3 protein-coding genes are annotated in these 2,742 nt (G+C 65.3%); 2 read left to right on the top strand and 1 reads right to left on the bottom strand.

Annotated features, from left to right (window positions below):
- Positions 1–1,534, bottom strand: a 1,534-nt coding sequence (gene arc, locus AC2VOP_RS17800; protein ID WP_486962192.1) for a proteasome ATPase, incomplete at its 3' end; no start/stop codon positions are given.
- A gap of 246 nt (positions 1,535–1,780) precedes the next feature.
- Between arc and lppK the strand changes: the two genes are divergently transcribed.
- Positions 1,781–2,293 carry a lipoprotein LppK gene (gene lppK / locus AC2VOP_RS17795; RefSeq protein ID WP_486962191.1) on the top strand — a complete coding sequence of 171 codons (513 nt, stop codon included), beginning with the start codon at positions 1,781–1,783 and terminating at the stop codon, positions 2,291–2,293.
- Between the two features lie 9 nt (positions 2,294–2,302).
- Entirely contained in the window at positions 2,303–2,596 is a 294-nt protein-coding gene (locus tag AC2VOP_RS17790) for a DUF503 domain-containing protein (protein ID WP_486962190.1), read from the top strand.
- Positions 2,597–2,742 lie beyond the last annotated feature (146 nt).

The raw sequence follows: 2,742 nt of genomic DNA, 5'->3' as shown, positions 1-2,742 counted from the left end.
CGGAGTTGAAGTCCTTGAAGTACATAACTTCCTTGTCACCGTTGGCATAGGTGACCTCCAGGAATCGGTTGTCGTCGATTTCGGAGTACATCCGGTCCACAACCTTCTCGATCATCGCCTTGATGCACTGCGCGCGATCGCCGCCGAATTCGGCCAGATCGTCGGCGTGCACCGGCAGCTCCTCAGTGAGGTACTTGGAGAAGATGTCCTGCGCGGCTTCGGCGTCCGGACGCTCGATCTTGATCTTGACGTCCAGACGGCCGGGCCGCAGGATCGCCGGATCGATCATGTCCTCGCGGTTGGAGGCGCCGATCACGATGACGTTCTCCAGTCCCTCCACCCCGTCGATCTCACTGAGCAGCTGCGGGACGACCGTGGTTTCGACATCCGAGGACACCCCGGTGCCGCGGGTGCGGAAGATGGAGTCCATCTCGTCGAAGAACACGATCACCGGGGTTCCCTCGGACGCCTTTTCGCGGGCGCGCTGGAAGATCAGCCGGATGTGGCGCTCGGTTTCGCCGACGAACTTGTTCAGCAACTCGGGGCCTTTGATGTTGAGGAAGTACGACTTGGCCTCCTTGGCGTCGTCGCCGCGCACCTCCGCCATCTTTTTGGCCAGCGAATTGGCCACCGCCTTGGCGATCAGGGTCTTGCCGCAGCCCGGCGGGCCATAGAGCAGCACGCCCTTGGGCGGACGCAACATGTACTCCCGGTACAGCTCGCCGTGCAGGAACGGCAGCTCCACCGCGTCGCGGATCTGCTCGATCTGCCGGCGCAGACCGCCGATATCGCTGTAGCTGACGTCGGGCACCTCCTCCAGCACCAGATCCTCGACCTCGGCTTTGGGGATGCGTTCGAAGGCGTAGCCGGCCTTGGTGTCCACCAACAGCGAGTCACCGGGCCGCAGCTTGCGGGGCCGGTCGTCGTCGACGAGAGCTTCGGGGTCGCAATCGGGCAGATCTTCGGCCACCAGGGGCTCTGCCAGCCAGACGATGCGTTCCTCGTCGGCGTGGCCCACCACCAGTGCGCGATGGCCGTCGGTCAGGATCTCGCGCAGCGTGGAAATCTCGCCGACCGACTCGAACGTGCCGGCTTCGACCACGGTCAGCGCCTCGTTGAGCCGCACCGTCTGACCCTTTTTGAACGATTCGACGTCGACGTTCGGGGAACAGGTCAGCCGCATCTTGCGCCCCGAGGTGAAGACGTCGACGGTGTCGTCGTCGTGGGTGGCCAGCAGCACCCCGTAACCGCTGGGCGGCTGCCCCAGCCGGTCAACCTCCTCGCGCAGCGCCAGCAGCTGCTGTCGGGCATCCTTGAGGGTTTCCAGCAGCTTCGAGTTGCGGGCGGCGAGCGAGTCGATGCGCGCTTCGAGTTGGTGCACATCACGGCTGGTACGGGCGGCGTTCTGCGGTTCGGCCGGATTCTCCAGCTGCTCACGCAGCACCGCAGCTTCGCGGCGCAGCTCTTCCAGCTCGGCAGCCTCGTCGTCCGAGAGCGAGCCGCCGAACGCCTCAGAACGCTCTGACTCTCCCATGGTGCCCATGCTGCGCTCCTTTCCCGGCCCGGAAGTTGGCGCTACGGATGTCTGTGGATACCTCAACGCTACCGGCCGTCGCCCGAACATGTCGGGCCTGGGAATCCGACACACCGGACACCGCTGTTAATCTTGTCCGGAAATCGACCGGTCAGAAGGACCACTGTGACGGTGGAATATCTCGCCACTCGCGTGGCAGCGGCGGGTGTGACCTGCGCTGCCGGCGCTGAGACCGACTAGGAGCGCATGTACCGACATCGCGCCGCTGTTCTGGGCGCCGCGGGCGTTGTGGCGGTGCTCGTGCTGTCCGGCTGTTCGCACGGCGAACCGGCGGCGCCGATCGGGCCGTCGCTGACGTCGTCAGTGGCGACCGCGACGATGGAGTCGGCGGCGCTGCCGACCGCAGCGGCGCTCACCGACGTGCTATACCGGCTTGTCGACCCCGCTGTGCCCGGTGGCGACAAGCTGGACCTCATCGAGGCTGCCAAGCCCGGCGCGGCCGAGGCTTTGGACAGGTTCGTGACGGCACTGCGAGATGACGGGTACAGTCCGCTGACCTTCGACGTGGCCGACGTCACCTGGTCGGACCGCGAACCGCGCATCGCAGTGGCCAATGTCAACATCACCACCGCCAACCCCGACACCGGCGGGTTCTCCTTCCCGATGGAGTTCACACCGCACAGGAGCGGCTGGCAGTTGTCCCAGAAAACCACGGCGCTGCTGTTGGCCTTCGGCAATTCGAGAACCCCGGCCGGATAACCCGCCGCGATGTGGATCGGCTGGCTGGAATTCGATCTGCTGCTCGGTGACGTGCGGTCCCTCAAGCAGAAACGGTCGGTGGTGCGCCCGGTGGTCGCGGAATTGCAACGCAAGTTCAACGTGTCGGCCGCCGAAACCGATTCGCACGACCTGCACCGACGGGCGGGCATCGGTGCGGCGGTGGTATCGGGTGACCGCAGCCACGCCGTGGAGGTGCTGGATGCGGTGGAACGCCTGGTCGCCGCTCATCCGGAGTTCGAGCTGCTGTCGGTACGCCGCGGATTGCGCCGCAGCGACGACTAGCGGAGGCTACCGTCTTCCCGTCTGCCGAACATGCGTACTCAGAACAGACGACTGACTTTCCGCACTTCTTGAACCTGTTTTGGCTGCGCGGCGGCGTGGGTCAGTCGGTGTAGATGCTGTGTGGGATGTCGAGCAGGTCGAGCACG

The organism is Mycobacterium sp. TH-M106 (assembly GCF_057473765.1).
Note: the sequence above shows the minus strand (reverse complement) of the source record. Positions and strands in the feature narration are given on the sequence as shown.

Excerpts from the sequence above, each read along its gene's own strand:
- lppK (WP_486962191.1), top strand. The coding sequence starts at position 1,781 with ATGTACCGACATCGCGCCGCTGTTCTGGGCGCCGCGGGCGTTGTGGCG.
- AC2VOP_RS17790 (WP_486962190.1), top strand. The coding sequence starts at position 2,303 with ATGTGGATCGGCTGGCTGGAATTCGATCTGCTGCTCGGTGACGTGCGG.